This is a genomic window from Robertmurraya mangrovi (assembly GCF_034427655.1).
GTDB lineage: Bacteria > Bacillota > Bacilli > Bacillales > Cytobacillaceae > Robertmurraya_A > Robertmurraya_A mangrovi.
In genome coordinates this window covers 186,031-202,545 of sequence record NZ_JAXOFX010000001.1, presented here as the reverse complement: position 1 = coordinate 202,545, position 16,515 = coordinate 186,031, and the positions used below count along the sequence as shown (strand labels likewise).

Below are 16,515 nucleotides of genomic sequence, written 5' to 3'. Positions count from 1 at the left end.
GAACGTATTTAATCAATCACTACTAATTTTATTTACCCCAACGTAAAGCGATGGCACCCCAAGTTAAACCGCCACCAAATCCAACCATTACAATGACATCATCATCTTTTATTTTACCTGCTTCAACTTCTTCTACTAAGGAAATAGGAATTGAAGCCGCAGATGTATTTCCATATTTGTGAACCGTCTTTGACATTTTTTCTTCCGGTAATTCTAAACGCTGTCTTGCCGCTTCCATAATTCGAATATTTGCTTGATGCGGAATAAGGAAATTTACATCTTCTTTCCCAAGACCTGCCTTTTCTAAAACATTTATACTACTTTCACCCATTTGTCTAACTGCAAACTTGAACACTTCTCGGCCATTCATGATGACATACTCATCCTGATAAAGGTGCTTCCCTCCAGAACCGTCTGCTCCTAGTTCAAATGATAAGATCCCTCTCCCTTCAGAAACGGGTCCTAACACTACCGCACCTGCACCATCTCCAAATAGAACTGCTGTATTACGATCATTCCAGTCAAGGATTTTAGATAATTTTTCAACACCTACTACTAAAATATGCTTATAACTATTTGTCTCAATAAATTGCTTAGCAGTGATCATTCCATACATAAAGCCAGCACAAGCCGCACTAATATCCATTGCAGCTGCACGAGTAGCTCCTAGTCTTTCTTGAAGCATACATGCAACGGAAGGAAAAGGGCGATCTGGAGTTACAGTTGCCACAAGAATCAAATCAATTTCATCAGGTGAAATGTTTGCATCTTTTATAGCATTCATAGCTGCTTCAAAAGCTAAATCTGATGTATCCATTTCATCGCTTGCAATTCTTCGCTCCTCTATACCTGTTCTAGTTCTAATCCACTCATCAGACGTATCCATCATAGTTTCTATTTCTTTATTAGTTAAAATTCTCTCTGGTAAACATCTGCCAAGACCTAGTACCCCTGCATTCATTAATGTCAACCCCTTTATAGGTTAATGATATTTCTTTCACAAAATCATCACTTGTTTTATTATCAATTATTATGACTTGGTACTAAAATTTTATCAATTCCTTTTCAGATTAGCAACTATTTTTCTCTTGCCCTTTTAAAATGAAAACAATAGTAACTATGTACACCTGTCTAGACCGCTATTACCCATTAATCATAAGTTATTATAAAGAGATTAAGTTAATGGGGAAGGTAGGTGGACAGTACTAGCCTTTTGAGATAATAATTACCATTTTAATAACCCATATAAATAAATGATTTTCCTTCATAAAAGGAGGGGAAAACACAATGGATAATGAGGATGTAAAAAATTCCAAAGAAATGGAATTTAAAAATGAACCAAACGATGAAGAAGTGCCAGTCGATCCTTTTAGCAGTTTCATGTTTGGTCATCCTAGAAAAAGGAATATAAGTAATGATGCACATGAAGATTATCACGGGGATTGGTTATTCGGTAGAAGGTTACCACACCATGAAGAACCTACTTCTAATAGAGATGACCATCCGTTTAACTTTAGCAAACATCCACATTCAGAGGAGTCTAATAAACAATCACTAGGGCATATTCTTCAAAATGTTAATTATATAGAATTGATGGGGCATGTTGACCAGTTAATAGATTCAGCAGGTCAATTAAAACCATTATTCAACAAAATTAAACCTATTGTTGAGCAGTTCTTAAACAAGAAATAGTAATAAAAATGCTGCCTGCAATTTTTGCGGCAGCATTTTTATTTATTTTTGCATTTCTTTTAATGCATCTGATTTTCCTAATTCATAAGCGTCATTCATTACTTTTGTAAATAAAGTCATGAAAGGTTGAATCATTTCCATTGATAATTCAATGCCCGCTCCTTCAAGCTGCTGCTTTGCTTCAGGTAAATACTTCATCGCAATCTGCATAAATTCCATAGTTTTATCTTGGTTTGACATTTTGACTACTCCTTCTTATTTGGCAGAATACCTGTTTCTTTGTATTCTTTTATTTGTTTATTTAGTGTTTGTACAAAATTTTCGTCTAAAAGTGGACTGTACTTTCCTAAAGAAATGACATCATCCTGGAAATCAAAAGAAAGATTCCCTGACTTCAACTTATTTTTATTATATTTATCTGCAACCACTTCATACAAAACATCGACATGCTGAACGGTACTAGTCAACACGGTCGTTTCCCCTAAATCACTTTGGTCGGAAATAAAACCAATAGCAAAGAGCCCCAGTTCTTTTACCCTTTCAATAACTGGCACATTGTATCCATCACCAGCTGGGTAAACAACATCGATATTTTTATCAATCATTTGTTCTAAAATTTCTAACGCTTTAGGGTCATCATCCCAATGGCCCACGTAACCAATATCAATCAAGAGATCTTTATTATAATACAATGCTCCTTCTCTGAATCCCTGTATTTCAGGTTGCCAATCGAAGGCAGCGATAATTCCTAATTGGTTTGTCTTTGTCATATGAGCAGCAACCATTCCACCGAAAAAACCCATTGCATATGCTTCAAAATTGAGGCTAGTGGTATTGCTGTTCTTAGCATCTCCATTGAAGCTAATAAAATGAATATGAGGATAATTTTCGGATATTTCATTAAAATACTCAGCATATTCATTTCCATGTCCAAAGATCAAATTTACACCTTTTTGGTCAAATTCTTTCACTGCCCGTTCTACAATAAGTTGACTATTCATTCCCTCTTTATAATAAACGTCAACATCAAACCGTGACTGGATTTTCAACAGTCCTTTATATCCTTTCGTGCCCCATACTTGATCGTTCACTGTTTCAGGAACGAGTAGACCAACCTTTTGTATTTTCCCACTTGAAATAGGTTGTCCACAAGCAGTAAGCAAGAAAAGACATAAAAAGAAAATCCCGAAACGAGTCAATAACTTATACATTCCTGTTCGCTCCTTAGTAAAGAAAACACGCCCTCTACATATATATAAAATATAGTTCGTCCCGGTATCATAACTAATCTCTTTCATTCTAACTTTAACCCTTAAGATAGAAAAGAACTTTTTCAGACTAGTATTTTGCCTATAAGAGTTTAGCATATACTTTTTTATTTTAGCCAATTTATTGTCTTATATTTTGGCTCTTTTCTAAAACTTTGTTACTCAAAGACAGCCTATATTTTTAAATTTTATCTTTCCTCAATTAAATGCTTAATCTGTCTCTTTTGTTCCTCTAAGCCTTCCTCTGCTGTAATACCCGGTTGAATTCTTTTAATTTTAATATTTCCTTCACTAACCAATTTTTTGTTATTCCCCTGATTAGTAGGAATCTTTAAGTACTGAGCACATTCGTACCAGCTATTTTTTTCTTGATGTTTTATTACAATTTTTTCATCACTATTCGTTATAAGTTCAAAAATGGCTTCTACCACATCTCTTACGAATATTGCATCTTCGGTATCCTCTGTTTTATTTACGGTCCATTCACTGTTTCCTTTGAGCTTACTTACTAAGAAATGTTGGAAAGTAAACTCCTCAGGCTGCCATGGACCAAATACAGTCGGTAAATATATCTCTTGAATTGAGTTTGTAGTTAGCATATGTCTGTGTTTATTGTGCACTTCATTATTCTCTAACAATATTTGATTGGGTAGTAGAAAGATGATTTTACCTGTAGTCTTTTTTTGAATACTTTTAATGATATTAGTATAAATAAGTATCTCCTGTTTGTTTCCTCTAAAGTATAAATCATAGGCATCTATAAAAATAACGCTGGTATGTTCTAGCTCTTCACTTAAATAATCCGTTTCAATAAAATTAGCATTTCTTCCAATCTCCATTCTCTTCTCTTCAAATGACGAAGATGAATGACTAGAGCCCCCGATATGAATCCCAACTACTTCGATTCCTTCATCAAGTAATTTCATACATAGGTGAAACCCAAGAAAACCAAAAGGTCTTATTATTACAGCCTTGTCCATCTATTTTCTCCTCCCCGAGAGCTTCAAAAACTGTTATTACTTTGAGTTTTTGTTAACAGTCATTACCTAGACTGTTACTGTTACTCTCATCTAAAAACAGCTTTTTTGAAAGCTTATGCTCAGAGAGGTATGAATATATCTTTCAATTGCATTCGTCCATCATTTGTAAAAGTCTGAACCTGTCATAAACTACTCATTCAAGCCTAATTACAGGATCTTTTCATGGGCATTAAAGAATTTAATGACTTGCTGGCCAATTTGTTGTTTCTTTTCAGGAAGCATATAACAAATATTGATAGGTGCCTCTTCAGTTTCCCATTGTACCGATAGCTGCTTGAGTAAGTTTGACTGCTTATAGGCACGATTTCCAGCTAAAACATGGATAATTTTTGTTGGGATATCAGGTTTCAAATTTGTTGGGGCATCTATGCTTTGTGATATTAACTCCACCATTTGTTTAGTCTCTTTTCCATAGGAAAAAGAGATTTCATTTATTAGTTTCTTATAAAAGAATTTACGTTCTTTCTCTTGTTCAAGATGATGCTTTAACGAAAGAATTGGATTGATTAAAACTAATGATCTAATCTTTTCTTCCATTTCAGATAATAATTTTATAGCTACTAAAGACCCCATTCCTTCAGCAATAATATGAATCTTTGAATTAATAATTTCTGTTCTAATCATATATTCGTAAAGTCGTTTTGCTAAATGTACTGCTTTTTCACTTCCCCAATTTTTCCCATACAAATTCGAGTAAAAGATGGTGTAACCTTCGTCTCTTAGTTTGTTAATAATAGCAAATTTCCCTTCATTTTGAATCCAAAAGCTCGATTTCTCATCTACAAAATGCCTTTCATCTCCCAAAATAAGTACACCGAAACCTTTAGGCTTCTTGGGATAATGAATCATATTCCATTCTGTATCCAGTTTAAAGTTTCGGTTCTCCATACTAAAAACTCCTTTAGCATAATTTGCTCATTATAATGTATGAAGGTTCAAATAAAACGAAAGGGAGTTTGCCTATTATTTAGAGAATTGTCTGTATAAAATAATGACAAGTATTAATGCTGAGTGACTGAAAATCCTTTTATAATTGGGGTAATCTATAAATGAATTGAATTTAGCGTTTATTATTATTTCTTTATGTGGTAAGATGGAAAAGGAATTTTAAATAGTAAGAGGTGAATACGTTGCAATTCTTTTGGACTTTCTTCTGGACATTCCTATTAGTTCAAATGGTAACTTACGTAGTAAGCTCTATGATTGGAACTACATTTGATTTTGTAACCGGTAGCATTTTGGCTGTAGCAGCAACAATCTTAGTATTTGTTCTTTCTACAATCATTCCTGAACCTAAAGGTAAAGAAGGGTTACATTAATTATATTCCTTTGCCTGAAGTTTATTTTAGAAAAAGTCACCCTGACAAACAGGATGACTTTTTTTATTTTACTTTAAGTAGTATAAGTATAAAGAGGTCAAGAGCTTCTGTTAAACCATCCTTAAATGAATTTTACCTTCCTCAAGCACAACTTGAACAGAGCTATTGTCTCTAATTTTCCCTGCAATAATGTCCTTTGCAAGTAAGGTTTCAACATTACGCTGTATAAACCTTTTTAAAGGTCTAGCACCGTATATAGGATCAAATCCGTTTTCTGCAATATATTCTTTCGCTTCATCTAATATACTTAATTGAACATGTTGATTGGCTAATCTATTTTGCAATTCATTGATTAACTTTGTAACAATTTCTTTAATCTCGCTCAAGGCAAGCGGTTTAAAAAGAATGATTTCATCGACGCGGTTTAAAAACTCCGGTCTAAAGTGTCCTCTCAATTGAGACATGACCTTGTCTCTCGTTTCCTCTGTAACCTCACTTGGGTGGCTTTCATTAAATAAATACTGTGATCCGATATTTGAAGTCATAATGATAACCGTATTTTTAAAGTCAACTGTACGGCCTTGAGAGTCTGTGATACGACCATCATCAAGCATCTGTAGCAAAATATTGAACACTTCTGGATGCGCCTTTTCGATTTCATCAAGTAAGATAACAGAGTAAGGCTTTCTTCGCACTGCTTCAGTTAGTTGTCCACCCTCTTCATAACCTACATATCCAGGAGGTGCGCCAATTAACCTAGATACTGCATGTTTCTCCATATATTCGGACATATCAATACGAATGATTTGCTCTTCGCTATCGAATAAGGATTGAGCCAATGCTTTGGCTAGTTCGGTTTTTCCAACCCCTGTTGGACCGAGGAAAATAAATGATCCAATTGGACGGTTAGGATCCTTGATTCCTGCTCTTGCTCTTAGTACAGCATCAGAGACTAACTCTACGGCTTCATGCTGACCTACTACTCTTTCATGAAGTATGTTCTCAAGCCTGAGAAGCTTTTCCCGTTCTGCCTCAACTAATTTAGCGAGTGGGATACCTGTCCATCTAGAAACAATATTAGCTATTTCTTCTTCCGTTACTTCTTCACGCAAGAGTCGCTCCTCAGATTTTTTACTAACCTCTTCCTCCAGTGATTTTAGTGCTTTCTCCAAGGAAGGAATTTTTCCATGTCTTAGTTCTGCAGCTTTATTTAAATCGTAATTATTTTCAGCATGCTCTAATTCTCTACGCAATTTCTCTAGAGACTCTCTTTTTTCTTGTACCTTTTGAATACTTTCTTTCTCTGACGTCCATTTTGCTTTCATCGCATTAGCCTTCTCACGTAAGTCAGCCAAATCCTTTTGCAGGCTTTGCAGTCTATTTTTACTTAAGAAGTCTTGTTCTTTTTGTAATGCCGCTTCCTCAATTTCTAACTGCATTACACGTCTAGTTACTTCATCTAATTCCGTTGGCATGGAATCAATCTCTGTTCGAATCATCGCGCAAGCTTCATCAATTAAATCAATCGCCTTATCAGGTAGAAAACGATCTGTAATATAGCGATCAGATAGTGTAGCAGCTGTGACAATCGCTCGGTCGTGTATATTCACCCCATGATGGATTTCAAACCGTTCTTTTAATCCACGTAAAATTGAGATTGTATCTTCTACATCAGGCTCTTGAACTAATACTTGCTGAAAACGACGTTCTAAGGCAGGATCCTTTTCAATATATTTACGATGCTCATCTAATGTAGTGGCCCCAATACAATGCAACTCTCCTCGAGCTAGCATCGGCTTCAGCATATTTCCAGCATCCATTGCTCCTTCTGTTTTTCCCGCACCAACAATGGTATGAAGTTCATCGATGAACAACAATATTTTACCTTCACTTTTTTTCACTTCATTTAAAACTGCTTTAAGACGCTCTTCAAACTCTCCTCTAAATTTTGCTCCAGCAATCAGTGCGCTCATATCTAAAGCAAAGATGGTTTTATCTTTTAATCCTTCAGGTACATCTTTTCTAACAATTCTTTGAGCCAACCCTTCCACTATAGCAGTTTTACCGACACCAGGTTCCCCAATTAACACCGGATTGTTTTTCGTTTTCCTAGATAAAATACGTATTACATTTCTAATCTCTGTGTCCCTTCCAATGACAGGGTCCACTTTACCTGACTTCACTTCTTCCACTAAATCTCGACCATATTTCTTCAATGCCTCATAAGTAGCCTCTGGATTTTGAGATGTCACCCTTTGATTCCCCCTTATCTCTTTGATTACTTTAATTACATCTTCTTTATTAACTCGATGCTTATTAAATAAATCCTTAATACCAGATTGTTGATTCTCAAAAATCGCTAGTAAAACATGTTCAACAGCAACATAATCGTCTTGGAAGTTTTTCATCTGTTGTTCTGCATCAGTCATAATTTTTTGAAGTTTACTGGTTATATATAATTTTCCTTGTTCAGCCCCGCTACCGGACACTTGAGGCCTTTTCCTTAGTAAAAGATTCAAATCGTTTTTAAATGGCTCTATAGATATTGACAGTTTGTTTAATATAGACATCGTTAGACTATTTTCTAACTCCATTAATGCTAGGAAAAGATGTATTTCATCTACTTCTTGGTGAGAATTTTTGATGGCAATGGATTGTCCATTTAGAAAAGCTGTTTGTAAACTCTCCGTCATGTGGTTAAAATCCATTATTCGAACCTCCTGACCTTTTTTGACCTTTATATTTTTTATTATAATCCAAATTCTTCATATGTAAAGCCATCCCGTATAGGATGGCTCAGATGTGCATATTAAGGTTTTCTCGTATATGTCCAATGACGATTATGGTTTGAGTTTTCAGGAAAACGATCCCCGGCTTTGAGCTTTATTTTCTTCGGGTTCATTACTCCGTCGCCCTCTTCACCTACTTCTATATAATAACCATTATTCGGTGCTTTTTTACCTGCACGGAAATGACGACTTTGTCCCATGATTAACACTCCTTTCATTGGATGTCCTTATTAGGATGACCGTTTCTGTCCTGTTCATGAAAGGAACATTTTACTGTTATTTGTCATGATCTTTTTAGCAGTGGAGTGTTCAAGAATATGCTTTAGTCCTTAAAACCCTTTACACAAAAAAAGATGTGTAGTTAAATGATGTAGTACAAATCATTGTAAAACGGGAGGTCTTTGTGGAAGATTTATTAGTACTTTTAAAATACTTTGTTCTAGGTTTATTTCAAGGTTTTACTGAACCGATTCCTATTTCTTCAAGTGGCCATTTAGAAATTGCTCAATACTTTCTAGGGTTGGAAATTGAAGGATTAAGCTTTGCTCTTCTTGTGAATACAGCTTCATTATTTGCCGTATTAATTGTGTACAGAGAAGATATAATAAGATTAATTAAAAATGGAATCGCCTATGTGACAACGAAAGATGAACATGCTAAAGCTGATTTTCGCTTTATTATATACTTAATTATAGGTACAATTCCTGCTGGTTTTATAGGTGTTTTATTTGGTGATTTTATAGAGGAAAACCTTGCATCCATTAAAACTGTTGGTATTACATTATTAGTAACAGGGCTTGCTCTGTGGCTTATTCGTAACTTAAAAGGTCGAAAGAATGATGCAGACCTTTCCGTTAGAGATGCCATTATTGTTGGTTTGGCACAGGCTGTTGCACTAATCCCTGGAATTAGTCGTTCTGGTGCTACCATTGTTGCTGCCATGGGATTAGGGATGAAACAGGAAACAGCATTACGGTACTCTTTCCTACTATACATACCAGTAAGTGTTGGTGGAATGATTTTAGGCTTTAACGATATCCTTCAAGATCCGAATATTAGCGAGTTAGCTATCCCCTATGCTTTAGCATTCGTTGCATCATTAGTTGCCTCTTACTTCTCACTAAAATGGTTTATGGGAATTATGGCAAGAGGAAATCTAAAGATTTTTGCTATCTATTGCTTTATTGCAGGACCGCTAGTGTATTTTCTTTCATAAAAAAGGAGGAGTGTATCCGTTTTACACTCCCCTCTTTATTTATGATAGGATTTCTACCAATAATGCCTTTTGAGCATGTAGTCGATTTCCTGCCTGCTGAAAAACATAGGAGTGCTTTCCATCTATCACATCAGCTGTTACCTCTTCACCACGATGAGCTGGTAAGCAGTGCATAAACATATAATCTTCCTTTGCTCCTTTTAAAATCTCCTCATTAACTTGAAAGTCCTTAAATACTTCTAGGCGGATTTCATTTTCTTCTTCCTGGCCCATACTAGTCCACACATCTGTATATATGACATCAGCTTGGTGAATAGCTTCATCTATACTATTCGTTACGGTCACCTTTCCTCCACTGCTTAGTGCAAATGTTTGAGCCATCTCGGTAATTTCTTTATTTGGCTCGTAGCCTACCGGAGTAGCTACTGCTATATGCATTCCCATTTTTGCTGCAACAATCAAAAGAGAATGAGCAACATTATTTCCGTCTCCTACATATGCAAGCTTTAAACCCTTTAGTGTTCCTTTTACTTCTTGAATGGTTAATAAATCAGCAAGTGCTTGGCATGGGTGATACATATCCGTTAAACCATTTATGACGGGAATTGTTGCATGTTCAGCCAGCTCTTCTACCGTTTGATGAGAAAACGTTCGAATCATAATAGCATCTACGTATTGTGATAAAACCTTTGCCGTATCTGCAATAGTCTCTCCACGACCCAATTGTAATTCCTGACCACTTAAAAATAATGCATGGCCACCAAGCTGAAGCATTCCTGCCTCAAAAGAAACTCTCGTTCTAGTAGAAGGTTTATCAAAGATCATTCCAAGAATTTTCCCTTTTAAAGGATTAGTCACTTCACCTAATCGTGCAGCATTCTTTAGTTTCTTCGCCTTAGCTAGTATCCCTTTAATAATTTCTGGTGAATAATCTGCTAATGTTAGTAAGTCTTTACCTTTAATACTTCCGTCAATTTGATTCGGTTTTGCTATAATCATCTAGCCTTCACTCCCTCTCCTAATAATTCATGCCAATCTTCTATAGAATGAACATTGAACGAATGACAGTTTAAAGCTGTAATAAATGCTTTTAAACTCTCCTCCTCTGTAAAAGTCATGATTCTGTTTTTCGTAGCAGTCTCTCTTAAAAGTTTATCGTTTTTCAAATGTCCAGGATTATAGTAAGCAAGTGCTTTTTCTTTGTTTAGCTGTGAAGAATCACTTATTTGTTGGATCGTAATATTACTTTGTTGTAATAGTTGTTCAAACTCACTAACTGCGGCTTCTACAAAAATGGTACCTGACTCTATGTTTTTTAATTCTTTATGAAATACTTTCCTTAAAGCATCTTCGGAATTCTTCCCTAAACAAATTCCTTCCCCAGTAGATCTCATCTCTGGACTAAGTTTAGAATCCAAACCTTTTAAAGCATAATTAGAAAATACAGGATATTTTACACAAACAAACGGGATGGACATTAAATTGTTTCTAACGTCATCATTCGACAGAATGTATTTCCCGAGCAATATTTTTGTCGCAATTTGCACAAGTGGAATACCTGTCATTTTACTTACAATCGGAACCGTTCTGCTTGCCCTAGGATTAACCTCCAGAACGTAAACTTTTTCGTCTTTAAAGATGAATTGAATATTCATTAATCCTTTATAATTTAGTTTTTGAACGATTTCAGCTGCATATTGTAGCATTGTTTCTTGTACCTGTTTCGGGATAGTCATTGCGGGTAAAAATGACATACTATCTCCCGAATGAACACCTGTTTGTTCAATATGCTCCATAACCACTGGTGCCAACACCTTTTCACCATCAGCCACTAAGTCTATCTCCGCTTCTCCTCCACGGTAAAATTCATCTACTAGGAAAGGAAATTGAGCAAACCCACTATTTAAGTAATGAGATAGTTCTTCATCGGTATTCATCACTTCCATCCCTCTTCCACCAATAACGAAAGATGGCCTTACTAAAACGGGATAACCAATATTTTTAACTGTTTCAAATAGCTGCTCTTCATTGTAAACAACGTTTCCTTTTAAACGAGGAATCTTAAGAGTATCTAATAATTCATAAAACAATTGTCTGTCTTCTAATAGATCAATCGTTGAAGACTTGGTACCCAAAATTTTTACTCCATAATTTTCTAACTCACTCGCCAAATTAATTGCCGTTTGTCCGCCAAGTTGAATAATAACTTCATCCATTTCTTCTGCTTCTAATACGTTTAAAATATCCTCAACCGTTAGTGGTTCAAAATATAAGCGATCGGCAGTTGCAAAGTCCGTACTAACGGTTTCTGGATTATTATTAATCATGATCGTTTCAATATTTTCTTCTTTAGTGGCATACACACCATGAACAGAACAATAATCAAACTCAATACCTTGACCAATTCGTATCGGCCCACTCCCAATGATGAGGACTTTTCTTTTATTGGAACTAGTTTGTTCATTCTCTCCAAAATAAGTAGAATAGTAGTAATTTGTTTTTGCTTCGAACTCAGCTGCACACGTATCTACCATTTTATAAGCTGGTATAACTCCTATATGTTTTCTTTTACTTCTTAATTCGGCTTCACTTACTTTCCACGTAATAGCCAAATAAGCATCGCTAAAACCTTTTTCTTTATATAACTGCAACTGTTCCTTGGAAACAGACTCGAAACTAACCGATTCAATTTCTTTTTCCAATGAAACAAGCTTCTTTAAATACCTTAAGAAAAATAAATCAATCTTCGTTTCCTCATGTAAAGCTTCCATATGAACACCTTGGCGAAGTAGTTCAAGTAGAATAAAAAATCGCTCGTCACTTTGTTGGTTTAATAACTCCAATAACTCAGTGACAGAGAGTCCATTTAAACGAGGAAGTTTTAAATCATTTATATTGATTTCTAAAGAATGTACGGCTTTTAAAAGGGCTCTCTCAAAGTTTCGATCAATTCCCATTACTTCCCCCGTCGCCTTCATTTGCGTTCCGAGTGTTCGATTAATGGTAGGAAACTTATCGAATGGCCATTTTGGAAACTTAACCACTACATAATCTAAAGTAGGTTCAAAGCTTGCAAACGTGTCCCCTGTTACGGGATTAATTAGCTCGGCAAGTGTATACCCTACAGAAAGTTTGGCAGCCATTCTAGCATTTGGATACCCTGTTGCCTTAGAAGCTAATGCAGATGAACGGCTCACCCTAGGATTCACTTCAATTAAATAATATTTTTTACTATTAGGATCTAGAGCGAATTGAATATTGCAACCTCCTACAATCCCAAGAGCTGAAATAATTTTAATAGAAGCCCTTCTTAACATTTGGTATTCTTCATCCGTTAAAGTTTGGGAAGGTGCAACGACAATAGAATCTCCCGTGTGAATACCAACAGGATCAAAATTCTCCATATTACAAATCGTGATACAAGTGTTAGCCTTATCACGCATTACTTCATACTCAATTTCTTTAAATCCAGCAATACTCTTTTCAACTAAACATTGTCCGATGGCACTTTCTTGTAAACCTCCAGCTACTAAGCTTGAAAGTTCTTCTAAGCTCCCTGCAATTCCTCCCCCCGTTCCGCCTAGCGTGTAGGCAGGGCGAACAATAATGGGAAAGCCGATTTTATTTGCAAATTCAAGTGCTTCTGTTACCGCATGAACAATCTGACTCTCCGGTACGGGTTCATTTAACTCTTTCATGAGCTCTCGAAAAGCTTCCCGGTCTTCCCCTTTTTTTATCGATTCAATTGAACTGCCGAGCATTTTCACTCCATATTTGGAGAGAATACCCGCTGCGTGGAGCTGAAAAGCTAGATTTAACCCTGTTTGCCCACCTAATGTAGCTAACAAGCCATCAGGACGTTCCTTCTGAATGATTTTCTCTAACACATCTACTGTTAATGGTTCAAAGTAGATTCGATCAGCAAAAGTTGAATCGGTCATAATGGTGGCTGGGTTGTTATTAACTAGAATAACTTTGTAACCCTCTTCCTTAAGTGCAATACAACCTTGTGTACCGGCATAATCGAATTCCGCTGCCTGACCAATGACGATTGGGCCGGAACCGATTACTAGAATGGTAGAAACATTTTGATCTTTAGGCATAAGCGACATTGCTCCTATTGTTTTCTTTAACCATATTTAAAAATTCATCGAATACGTAAGCTCCTTCAGCTGGGCCAGGGTTTGCTTCTGGATGGAACTGTACCGTTTGAATGGGTAAGTAGTCATGAACTAAACCTTCAATTGATTGGTCATGAAGATTATAGAAGCGACCCTTTAAATTTGTACCTATTAAACTATCCTTATCTACATAAAAACTATGATTTTGCGATGACATAAACACGATATTGTTCTTTTCATCTTTGACAGGATGATTAGCTCCTCTATGACCAAAGAGTAGTTTTTTCGTATTTCCTCCAAGTGATAAGGCAACTAATTGGTGACCTAAACAAATTCCTAAGGTTGGGTAATGAGTGATTAACTCTTTCACTGTAGGCAAATGGGATTGTAAATTTTTTGGATTACCAGGACCATTCGACAGTAGGATTCCATTTGGATTCATTTTTCTAATCATTTGGAATGAAGTATGGTATGGAATAACGGTTACTTTGCAATTCCTCTCAAGCAAAGAAGATAAAATAGATTCCTTTTTACCATAATCAATAAGAACAATATGAATGGACCCTGCACCAAAAGTTTCAAACTGACTAGTGGATACTTTGGACACTTTATTGTCTTCACATAGTTTCGGAACGTTAATTTCCTTAGGGTAACTCTTCGTTAACAAAGCAGGCATCGATCCTGAATTTCTAATTTTCTTCACAACCGACCTTGTGTCGATATGGCTCAGTAATGGAATATTCCATTTTTGAAGGTATTGTTTAAGAGTATATTGAGCTTGGTAGTGCGACGCCTCTTCGTTTGCTTCATACACAATAACACCAGCAACATGTGGTCTATTACTCTCAAAATCCTCTTCGTTAATTCCGTAATTACCGATTAACGGATAGGTAAAAACAATAATTTGATCTTTATATGATGGGTCTGTTAATACTTCTTGATATCCTGTCATGCCTGTAAAAAAGACGATTTCTCCACTAACATCCTCTAGAATGTGATTGGTTAGCCAATTGCCTTCATAGATGTCTCCACTTTCTAATTGCAAATAGCCTTTCATTATGACACCTCAATTAGTTTGTATACTTATTTCTACAAATAAATATTTATTCATTTTATTATAAAAAAAATTCAAACCTACTTATGCATAAACCATTTCATTTATAGTATTACAAATAATGGTAATCCCTTCTTCAAGCTCCTCTTTATTCATTATTAAAGGTGGTAATAATCTTAAAACGGTGTCCCCAGCCGGAAGTGCAAGCACTCCTCTTTCTCTTAAAACAGTTAATAAAGGCTGGACTGGAGAAGCAAGTTCTATCCCAATCATTAGTCCAAGACCTCTAACTTCTTTAACAATAGATTCACGATTTAGTTGACTTTGTAACAAAGAAAAGACTAATTCACTTTTCTCATTTACCTTTAGGAGAAACTCCTGATTAAAAATTTCCTTCATTGTTTGATTAGCAGCACTAATGGCAATTGGATTTCCACCGAAAGTAGAACCATGGCTACCTGGACCAAAATATTCATTTAAATACTCTTTTCCGATTATGGCACCAATGGGAAGACCACTACCTAATCCTTTTGCTGACGTTACTATATCAGGATTTAAGTTGAAATGTTGGAAGGCAAATGGTTTACCCGTTCTCCCAATTCCAGTCTGTATTTCATCAATAACAAGTAAGGCACCATATTGTTTACATAAAGATTCTACTTGTTTTAAAAACAATTCACTTCCTACATACAAACCGCCTTCACCCTGTATGACTTCAAGCATAACGGCTGCTATATCCTGACCCATTTCCGTTTCAAGGGCTTCAAAATCGTTAAAAGGAACATAGACAAAACCTTCTAACATAGGTCCAAAACCTTGTTTAATTTTATCCTGCCCTGTTGCAGACATCGCTCCAAAGGTTCTTCCATGAAATGACTTTTCAAATGTAATAATTTTGGATCTGCCCGTTGCTTTTCTAGCAAGCTTTATGGCACCCTCATTTGCTTCAGCCCCACTATTGGAGAAAAAGACTGAGTCCATTTCTGCGGCTTCCGCAAGTGATTTTGCTGCTACCTCTTGCCCCTCTTGTTCAAATAAATTGGACACATGCCAGAATTGGTTTAATTGCTTTTCAATGACTGATTTTACAGATGGTGGCTGATGGCCTAAATTACATACACCAATTCCTGATGTGAAATCTATATATCTCTTTCCTGTTTTGTCAGTAATATAGCATCCTTCAGCATGGACAGGTTCAATGTTCATTCGTGCGTATGTTGGAAACAAATGACTCATTTAGTCATGACCTCTTTTCTTTTAATCTTTGTACCCAGCCATTTTCCCTGCTGATAAAACGGACTATTTCCTGAGACAACCATGACACTTGATATTCCCTTTTCAAGAGCGGCCAAAGCAGATTGAACTTTTGGAATCATTCCACCGTAAATTTTTCCATTTGTAATATTATCTTCTACTTCATCAGTAGTGAGTTCCCTGGCTAATTCTCCATCAATCAAGATTCCAACTACATCTGTCACAAAAATACAATGTTCAACTCCAAGTGCATGTGCAACAGCTGCTGCAGCATAATCAGCGTTTACATTTAATTTTTGACCAAGTTTATTTGTGGCGATTGGTGTAATAACCGGTATTAGATTCTTTTGTAATAGGTGATGAATAATCTCGTCATTTACTTCCTTCACTTCCCCTACAAAACCAAGCCTTTTTTGATCAATCAACTCGCCTTGAAGAATTCCATTATCGCTTCCGTGAATGCCAAATGCCTTTAGTTGATGACTTTCCAATAATTGAACAAGCTTACGATTTGTTTGTCCACTGAGCACCATTTCAACTACTTGCAACGTTTCTTCATTTGTTTTTCGAAGCCCGTTCTCGTATTCTGGAGTCACGTTTAATTTTTCTAACATTTTATTTATGTCTGGACCACCACCATGAACAATGACCACTTCATATCCCGACTTTTTTAGCTCATGCAAACTCGAAAAAAAGTCATGGGATAGCTCATCTAGAATGCTTCCTCCGCATTTGATTAATACCTTTTTCACACTCCCACTC

Annotated in this window: 15 protein-coding genes; 3 read left to right on the top strand and 12 right to left on the bottom strand. The window is 35.9% G+C overall.

Annotation, left to right across the window (positions count from 1 at the left end; all coding sequences use genetic code 11):
* Nucleotides 1–28: 28 nt before the first annotated feature.
* The gene (locus tag SM124_RS01105) at nucleotides 29–961 is read right to left on the bottom strand and encodes a beta-ketoacyl-ACP synthase III (RefSeq protein ID WP_322444639.1); all 933 of its coding nucleotides are present in this window, start codon (nucleotides 959–961) and stop codon (nucleotides 29–31) included.
* Nucleotides 962–1,287: 326 nt separating this feature from the next.
* Here SM124_RS01105 and SM124_RS01100 point away from each other — a divergent pair, with 326 nt between their 5' ends.
* Nucleotides 1,288–1,692: a hypothetical protein gene (locus SM124_RS01100; protein WP_322444638.1), complete on the top strand. Its 405-nt coding sequence runs from the start codon at nucleotides 1,288–1,290 to the stop codon at nucleotides 1,690–1,692.
* Nucleotides 1,693–1,734: 42 nt separating this feature from the next.
* Here SM124_RS01100 and SM124_RS01095 read toward each other — a convergent pair whose 3' ends face one another.
* The 4 genes from SM124_RS01095 to SM124_RS01080 all read right to left on the bottom strand — a co-directional run bounded on the left by SM124_RS01095 (nucleotide 1,735) and on the right by SM124_RS01080 (nucleotide 4,888).
* On the bottom strand, nucleotides 1,735–1,932 hold the full coding sequence (locus tag SM124_RS01095; RefSeq protein ID WP_322444637.1) for a ComZ family protein: 198 nt from the start codon (nucleotides 1,930–1,932) through the stop codon (nucleotides 1,735–1,737).
* A gap of 5 nt (nucleotides 1,933–1,937) precedes the next feature.
* On the bottom strand, nucleotides 1,938–2,903 hold the full coding sequence (locus tag SM124_RS01090) for a BMP family ABC transporter substrate-binding protein (protein ID WP_322444636.1): 966 nt from the start codon (nucleotides 2,901–2,903) through the stop codon (nucleotides 1,938–1,940).
* Between the two features lie 245 nt (nucleotides 2,904–3,148).
* Nucleotides 3,149–3,940, bottom strand: coding sequence for a hypothetical protein (locus SM124_RS01085; RefSeq protein WP_322444635.1), 792 nt, complete (start codon nucleotides 3,938–3,940; stop codon nucleotides 3,149–3,151).
* A 207-nt stretch (nucleotides 3,941–4,147) separates the two neighbouring features.
* Nucleotides 4,148–4,888 carry a lipase family protein gene (locus tag SM124_RS01080; RefSeq protein WP_322444634.1) on the bottom strand — a complete coding sequence of 247 codons (741 nt, stop codon included), beginning with the start codon at nucleotides 4,886–4,888 and terminating at the stop codon, nucleotides 4,148–4,150.
* Nucleotides 4,889–5,130: 242 nt separating this feature from the next.
* Between SM124_RS01080 and SM124_RS01075 the strand changes: the two genes are divergently transcribed.
* Nucleotides 5,131–5,319: a DUF2929 family protein gene (locus SM124_RS01075; protein WP_322444633.1), complete on the top strand. Its 189-nt coding sequence runs from the start codon at nucleotides 5,131–5,133 to the stop codon at nucleotides 5,317–5,319.
* 110 nt (nucleotides 5,320–5,429) lie between these two features.
* On the opposite strand, the gene clpB is transcribed toward SM124_RS01075, so the two are convergent.
* A complete protein-coding gene (gene clpB, locus SM124_RS01070; protein ID WP_322444632.1) occupies nucleotides 5,430–8,027 on the bottom strand; it encodes an ATP-dependent chaperone ClpB in 2,598 nt (865 codons plus the stop codon).
* 101 nt (nucleotides 8,028–8,128) lie between these two features.
* Nucleotides 8,129–8,308: a YjzC family protein gene (locus tag SM124_RS01065; RefSeq protein WP_322444631.1), complete on the bottom strand. Its 180-nt coding sequence runs from the start codon at nucleotides 8,306–8,308 to the stop codon at nucleotides 8,129–8,131.
* A gap of 203 nt (nucleotides 8,309–8,511) precedes the next feature.
* Here SM124_RS01065 and SM124_RS01060 point away from each other — a divergent pair, with 203 nt between their 5' ends.
* Nucleotides 8,512–9,324 carry an undecaprenyl-diphosphate phosphatase gene (locus tag SM124_RS01060; RefSeq protein ID WP_322444630.1) on the top strand — a complete coding sequence of 271 codons (813 nt, stop codon included), beginning with the start codon at nucleotides 8,512–8,514 and terminating at the stop codon, nucleotides 9,322–9,324.
* A gap of 39 nt (nucleotides 9,325–9,363) precedes the next feature.
* Here the strand turns inward: SM124_RS01060 and argF are convergent, their stop codons facing one another.
* The 5 genes from argF to argB all read right to left on the bottom strand — a co-directional run bounded on the left by argF (nucleotide 9,364) and on the right by argB (nucleotide 16,505).
* Nucleotides 9,364–10,323 (bottom strand): ornithine carbamoyltransferase, encoded by a 960-nt coding sequence (gene argF, locus SM124_RS01055; RefSeq protein WP_322444629.1) that lies wholly within the window; start codon nucleotides 10,321–10,323, stop codon nucleotides 9,364–9,366.
* Nucleotides 10,320–13,427: a carbamoyl-phosphate synthase (glutamine-hydrolyzing) large subunit gene (gene carB, locus SM124_RS01050; RefSeq protein ID WP_322444628.1), complete on the bottom strand. Its 3,108-nt coding sequence runs from the start codon at nucleotides 13,425–13,427 to the stop codon at nucleotides 10,320–10,322. The genes argF and carB overlap by 4 nt, the downstream gene beginning before the upstream one ends.
* On the bottom strand, nucleotides 13,420–14,502 hold the full coding sequence (locus SM124_RS01045; RefSeq protein WP_322444627.1) for a carbamoyl phosphate synthase small subunit: 1,083 nt from the start codon (nucleotides 14,500–14,502) through the stop codon (nucleotides 13,420–13,422). The genes carB and SM124_RS01045 overlap by 8 nt, the downstream gene beginning before the upstream one ends.
* 81 nt (nucleotides 14,503–14,583) lie before the next feature.
* A complete protein-coding gene (gene argD, locus SM124_RS01040; RefSeq protein ID WP_322444626.1) occupies nucleotides 14,584–15,735 on the bottom strand; it encodes an acetylornithine transaminase in 1,152 nt (383 codons plus the stop codon).
* Nucleotides 15,732–16,505, bottom strand: coding sequence for an acetylglutamate kinase (gene argB / locus SM124_RS01035; protein WP_322444625.1), 774 nt, complete (start codon nucleotides 16,503–16,505; stop codon nucleotides 15,732–15,734). Before argB ends, argD begins: the two co-directional genes overlap by 4 nt.
* Nucleotides 16,506–16,515 lie beyond the last annotated feature (10 nt).